Raw genomic sequence first — 6,131 nt, 5'->3', positions numbered from 1 at the left:
ACCCATGGGGGGTTTCCCTTCTCCGCTCCAAACCCCGCCCCCCCGGGCCCGCGAAACAGCCCGCCTCGTCTCCCTGCAGCAGGGGCGCGACCGGCTCCTTGCCGCCCTTCCGGCCACGGCCCGTGTCCGTCCCGGTCCACACCACTGGGCGCTCCTCAAGCGCAGTGGATGGGTCAGCCGGCTCGCTGCCCACCGTGAACCGCACCGCCTCCTGACGGCGGCCGCCACAGTGCTGGGCGGTCTACCCGAATCCGGGCAACTCGACCGGCGTCTGCTGGCCCATACCGCCACCGGCGATCCGCACTCACTGGACAACGCCACGGACCTCGGCGGCCTGGTCCTGGCCGAAGCGGCAGCCTGCGGCGTAGTCCCTGCGGGACTGTCCCGTCGCGACGCCTGGAAAGCGCTGGGGATCACCCCCGATGCGCTGACCACAGGCCTGCTCACCCTGGGCATCCACCCTGTCGGCTGGCAGGTACCCCACGGCCAGCCCGTCGTCCTCCCGTCGTGGACGCTCGAGAACGCGGTGTGGCCGAGCCCGCCCAGCGGTGGCCCGGGCTGGATCTTCATCACCGAGAATCCCTCCATCGCCACAGCAGCCCTCACCCGCGCACCTGATCAGGCGTTGCGGCTGCTGTGTACGGTCGGCACGCCCTCCTCTGCAGAACTGGCCGCCATCGCGCAACTCGCCCACCGCGGCTGGAACATCGCCGTACGCGCCGACTTCGACACCGCGGGCATCCGGCACGTACACGCGGTCCTCAGCGTTGTCCCCCAAGCCACCGTCTGGCGCATGTCGGCCACCGACTACCTGAACGGGCTGCATCCCACACCCTTCGAGCCCGCCCAGCTCGACCTGCCGCACCTACTGCCGACACCCTGGGACCCGGAACTTCACCACACCATGCGCCGGCATGGCCGCCCCGCATACGAGGAGGCGCTGGTAGAGGAATTGCGCACCGATCTCCTGCTCGGCCGCCCGGGATCCGCCCCGCAGGCCGCACAGTCCGAGGCAACCCCGCCTACGTTCACCGAGCCGGAGGCCGACCACAGGTGACCGGAGCGGACCTTCCTTCCCCCGACCAACCCATGATCATCGATGCCTTCCTGCACCGCTGGCCGAGCGGGGTCCAGCGCACCGAGCTCATCCGCGGCGTAATGCTGTTCACAGGGGACTTTGACGAGCGCGACATCGCTGCCGCTGAGCGCACCTACCCCGGCCGCCACATCCTGCTGAACGCCGACGGCGGCATCGAGGTACATCCCGCTCAACACCCAGCCCCCTGCCCGCTGGTCAACCCGTGACGCGGATGGGCTACCAGCGCGCGTTGCAGCTCGTCGTCGACGCCGGTACCGGGCTCACCGCCAGCTCGTCATGAGCCTCTTCGAGGCCCCGCGTCCCGTGGCGTCGCCTCAGGTGTCGTGGCGGGCCGCGTCGACCTCACCGACGGCCTCGCGCGGCTCACCGGGCACGTGACGCGCACCTTCGATGCCTGGTCGGCGGACCATGCGGAGGCCTTCCGGGTGTAGGCGATCCAGGGTGGCCCCCGATCTGATCAGCCGACGACGGTGCGTGCTAGCTTCCGCCGATTGATCAATTTGCTAGGGGGGAAGATGCGAAGGCTTTTGGGTGCCGGTGTCGCGGTTGCGCTGATGGTCACCGCCGGTATCGCGGCTACCGGACAGGCCATAGCGGCCGGGGACCCGACATTCCACTTCGAACGGGTCGAGGACAAGACGCTGATGCCGGGCGGGGAGCGGGTCGAGCTGGCGCCGGGAAGCAGCAGCGGGGAGCAGGACGGGCGGATGGACGGCACGTTCGTCTATGCGATCAGCAAGAAGCCGCTCACGGACGCCGGCTGGTCCGGTGGCGGTCTGCCGGTCGGGCTCTCCGCGACTCTGTCGGGGCGCTGTGTGTCGAAGGCCGGGGTCGCCGGCGTGTACCTGTGTGACGCGAAGGACTGGCTCAACCCGGGCAGCCCAGAGATAAAGGCGGCGACCAAGGCGGCGGACGGCGTGACGGCCTACTACGGGATCGTCTACGTGCCGCGCGGCGCGAGCGTCGCCTCAGGGATCAAGGAGGCGCAGACCGCGGGCTCCAAGGCCATCGGTCCGCGCCGGGCGCACGCCACCGTCACGGCGAAGACCAAGGCACACGTCGCGCAGAACACCTTCGCCCTGACGACGCCGGACGTGCCGGCCGGCGGTGTGGTCACGCACACGGTGAAGCTGCACGCGGTGGACAAGGGCCATCTGGGCCTGTACCCGTCGCAGGTGCCGGGCTTCCGTCATTGGGATGATGGCGAGCTGAAGGTCGCCCTCGACGGCGTCGACGCGGGCGGCGCCCCGGGCGCCAAGTGCTACCACACGCGTGGCGAGTTCGGTGCGGTGCTCTGCGACATCGAGCAGCCCGGTGATTACACGATCACCTACCGTCTGAAAGCCGAGGCGACGGCGCCCGCATGGGGGCTGCGGTACGACGCGTTCTACTACGTGTACACCCAGCCCACGGGCAACCCGGAGAAGTCCGCGGACTTCGCGGTCGCCAGCTCGACCCCGGTGATCGAGCGCTTCCGGTTCATGGCCCGCGGCACCGAACAGTGGCTGTGGGACCTCCAGGCTCGGGTCCACAGCGCGGAGCCGGGTGTCGCGGTCGTCACGGACATGTCCATCACGTTCGACTGGAACCAGTACTCGGCGCTGACCCGACTGGGGGCGTTGACCGTACAGAGCACCGGTCCGGGCATGGTGGCGCGGGACAAGAGCGGAGTGCTGTGGTTCTACGGGATGTCCGGTACCGGCAGGGCCTTCAACGACCGGATACGGGTCGGGTCCGGGTGGAACGTGTACGACGCGCTGGCCGGTGTCTCCGACGTGACCGGTGACAAGAAGGCGGATCTGCTTGCGAGGGACGCGGCCGGCGGTCTATGGCTGTACTCGGGCACGGGTGTGGACGCGAAGCCGTTCGGGAGCAAGGTGCGGGTCGGCAGCGGCTGGGGGGTCTATGACCAGCTGGTCGACGGCACCGACCTGACCGCTGACGGCAAGGCCGACCTGGTGGCCCGGGACAAGGCGGGCAAGCTGTGGCTATACGAGGGCACCGGGGTGGCGGCGAAGCCGTTCGCGCCCAAGAAGCAGGTGGGCACCGGATGGCAGATCTACAACTCGATCGTGGCGCCGGGTGACCTGACGTCCGACGGCAAGGCCGACCTGGTGGCCCGGGACAAGTCCGGCAACCTCTGGCTGTACCAGGGCACCGGCGTCACCACGAAGCCGTACACCCCGCGGGTCAAGGCCGGCACCGGCTTCGGCCAGTACAACCTGCTGTTCTGAGAAATGCGGAAGGCCCCGGTCCGCTTTCGCGGACCGGGGCCTCCTCGGACTCGCTGAGGACTGCCCCACCACGACCGTCGTCTACGAGAGCGCCCTGTAGGCCGCGGGGACGGGACCCCGCTTCCCGGACCCGCGTGGCCGCCACGTACGGGCGTACTGTCCTGGGAGGCTGGTTGGTGGAGCTCGTCCGGGTCTTCCTTCGCACGTCGGTCCGGACGGGCCGCCCCGCTTCGCCCGGGTCAGCGTGGTCAGCGGTAGGGGCTCCACCGTCCGAGGCGTGCCATCAGCTTGCGGGTGGCGTCCTCGTTGAGGCCGAGTTGGGCGGCGGCCTGCTCGGTGTCGAGGTCGTTGGCGGTGGCGCGGGCGGCCCAGTAGCCGACCCGCTCGGCGGTGACCTCCAGCCGGCGTGCCGCCCGTACCCCGGCGACCGGAGCGGTCTTGGTCAGCTTGTCGATCTCTTCCTCCAGCTGGGTCAGCAGCGTGGTGATGGTCTCGGGGAGGGGGACGGTGGTCGCTTCGACCTGGTCGGTGTGCTGGTACCAGTCCCGGTCGCAGGCGTCCGCCTGGTCGTCCCCGGCCTCGGCCAGATCCTGGTCGCCGATCGTCTCCCAGTCCAGGCGGTGTTCGGGGCCGGCCCAGCCGCAGGAGCACACCGCGCGCAGCGCGGCTGCCCGCGGAACGTGGGGCCAACGGCCGTCGTAGACACTCCACTGGGAAACCGGGTCCCCTCCCCCGCCGGAACCACTGTCGAAATACACCGGGGCCGGCACACTGCCGTCGGCCAGGACGGCCTCGACCGAGCCTGTGTGGGAGGTACCGAACTCCTCCGTCGTCCAGGTCTCACGCCTACTCACCACAACCCGCCCTCTCCCTGCACAGTGTTCAGGCGGCCCCCGGGTGCGGGGCCGTCTGAACACGACGATGCCGCAGCCGGGCCGCCGGGCTGGCGGGTTTTCATGAAGTGGTTGCGGGGACCTCCGCGGCGCCGGGGGCGTCCCTCGCCGGACGGCGCATAGCGCCGGGTGGCGAGGAACTCGGTCCAGACCCCCCACCGGCCCCCTCACCGCCCAGCCATCCGCTACGGAATGGCGAGTTTCGGCCGGCTCGAGGAGAAGGCGTATCCCCAACCGGCTTAATCCTGGGCCGAGTAGCATCGCGAATCAGCGCACATCCTTCCAGAGAGAGCGTGGACCACAGTGGCAAACGAGCCAGTCAGCACCCCGACCCAGAGCAAGTACACGGACCACCTGGCCGCCGCCCTCGCAGCCAACCAGGCCGAGCAGGCGATCCTCACCGACCGTCTGAGCAAGCTCCAGGGAGAGGAGAAGTGGCTCGCCGCGGCACTGGCGGACACTGCGCAGGATGCCGATCCTGCGCCGGCACCGGCGCCTGCCCAGACCACACGCCGCACTCCCCCGGCCGACGAAGGCACGGATACGGCGGCCGTGCCGCCGCCGAGGGCGGGAAAGGCCACCGCCAGCGCGGTTCCGGCGACGAAGACGACCACCTCCGGGAAGACCGCCGCCAAGAAGGCCACGGCCAAGACCGGGGCCACACCTGCGAAGAGGAACCGGACCGCCAAGCAGACGGCTGCCACGAAGACCCCAGCCGGTGAAGCCCAGCCCCCCGCGACGGCTGGGCCCACCCTTGGTCGGCTCCTCAGTGCGATCCTGTCCAAGCAGCCCGGCGAGCCCAAGAAGGTCAGCGAGATCCAGAGCGAGTTCCAAGCGGCGCATCCCGAGCGGGAAACCTCAGTGCAGACACTCCGCAACGCCCTGCAGAGTCTCGTGAAGAAGGAAGAACTCGAGAAGGTCAGCCAGCAGGGCACCGTGTTCTACACCTGGCCCGTGCACGAGATCACCCCCGCACCCGCAGACCAGGCCAAGGAGCCCGTACCAGCAGCCGTCTGAGAGCCCCCTCCCGGGCCCGGCGGTGAAGGCACCGCCCACAGCACACACCCAGATGCGGGGCGGTAGGACGACCCGCTGATGAGTTGGATGTGGGAGAAGCACACGCTGGAGATGGTGACAATTCCGGCCCTCACATGAGGGCCGGAATCCGGAAGCGGTCCTACTCGACGACGACGTCGTTGCAGGGCTTCGCCGGCGGGGCCACCGCGCTGCGAGCATCGCGCCAGCGGGCCACCTCGCCCTCGACGCCGCCCTTGGCGAGTGCGCTGTAGCCGGCCCACGGGCGCGGGTCGTTGTCGTCCATGTCGGTAAGGCCCACGACGTACTGGCGGCCCGGCTCGAGAACGACGTGCACCGGGTCATCGTGCACCGGCTCGCCCTTCGGGGTGACGCCCTGCGTCACGGTGAACGACTCGGGCACGGTGCCTTGCAGCGCCCGCAGGAGACGTACCTCGCTCGACCGGTAGGCGCTCCCCGACTCCTCCCACGACCTGGTGGTCCGTACGGCCTCCACCACGGCCAGGCGCTCGAACTCGTCCGCGACGACCGCGTCCTTCGACAGATCCACGTCGCACACCGCGTGGCTCGTGCTCTGCGCACTGGCCAGCGCGTACCAGCCGCCGCCGGCGAGGAACACCCCGGACGCGATCCCGGCCACCATCCACACACGAGCACTCATCATCAGCCCCACAGCCGCTTGTAGTTGGCCTTGTCGACGCCCTGCGGCACGTCGTAGGTGTCCTGGACGGTCGGCCACATCAGCGACTCGGTGGTCGCCTTCGCCTTGTGGCAGAGACCGAGCGCGTGCCCGAGCTCGTGGGCGACGACGCTCCTGCGCTTCTTCGGCGCGTAGTCCTTCATCCGCGCCTTGTTGATGCTGATGGAGTC

General features: G+C 69.7%; 7 protein-coding genes. 4 read left to right on the top strand and 3 right to left on the bottom strand.

Annotated elements, in window-relative coordinates:
* The 3 genes from ACFWBW_RS32620 to ACFWBW_RS32610 all read left to right on the top strand — a co-directional run.
* The coding region (locus ACFWBW_RS32620; protein ID WP_385380282.1) for a DUF2399 domain-containing protein at positions 1-1,057 on the top strand (1,057 nt) is incomplete at its 5' end.
* 32 nt (positions 1,058-1,089) lie between these two features.
* Positions 1,090-1,305, top strand: a complete 216-nt coding sequence (locus ACFWBW_RS32615) for a hypothetical protein (RefSeq protein WP_385380280.1) — start codon at positions 1,090-1,092, stop codon at positions 1,303-1,305.
* Between the two features lie 309 nt (positions 1,306-1,614).
* Entirely contained in the window at positions 1,615-3,333 is a 1,719-nt protein-coding gene (locus ACFWBW_RS32610) for an FG-GAP repeat domain-containing protein (RefSeq protein WP_385380277.1), read from the top strand.
* A 248-nt stretch (positions 3,334-3,581) separates the two neighbouring features.
* Here the strand turns inward: ACFWBW_RS32610 and ACFWBW_RS32605 are convergent, their stop codons facing one another.
* On the bottom strand, positions 3,582-4,190 hold the full coding sequence (locus tag ACFWBW_RS32605; RefSeq protein ID WP_385380274.1) for a hypothetical protein: 609 nt from the start codon (positions 4,188-4,190) through the stop codon (positions 3,582-3,584).
* Positions 4,191-4,529: 339 nt separating this feature from the next.
* On the opposite strand from ACFWBW_RS32605, the gene ACFWBW_RS32600 reads away from it, so the two are divergent.
* The gene (locus tag ACFWBW_RS32600; RefSeq protein ID WP_385380271.1) at positions 4,530-5,243 is read left to right on the top strand and encodes a hypothetical protein; all 714 of its coding nucleotides are present in this window, start codon (positions 4,530-4,532) and stop codon (positions 5,241-5,243) included.
* Positions 5,244-5,403: 160 nt separating this feature from the next.
* On the opposite strand, the gene ACFWBW_RS32595 is transcribed toward ACFWBW_RS32600, so the two are convergent.
* Together ACFWBW_RS32595 and ACFWBW_RS32590 are read right to left on the bottom strand one after the other, a co-directional pair.
* Positions 5,404-5,922, bottom strand: coding sequence for a hypothetical protein (locus ACFWBW_RS32595; RefSeq protein WP_385380268.1), 519 nt, complete (start codon positions 5,920-5,922; stop codon positions 5,404-5,406).
* A gap of 2 nt (positions 5,923-5,924) precedes the next feature.
* The coding region (locus ACFWBW_RS32590) for a matrixin family metalloprotease (RefSeq protein WP_385380265.1) at positions 5,925-6,131 on the bottom strand (207 nt) is incomplete at its 5' end.

This window comes from Streptomyces sp. NPDC059957, assembly GCF_042730015.1.
In the GTDB taxonomy this organism is placed as follows: domain Bacteria; phylum Actinomycetota; class Actinomycetes; order Streptomycetales; family Streptomycetaceae; genus Streptomyces.
The sequence above is the reverse complement of the archived record's forward strand: the minus strand, read 5'-3'. Positions and strand labels throughout refer to the sequence as shown.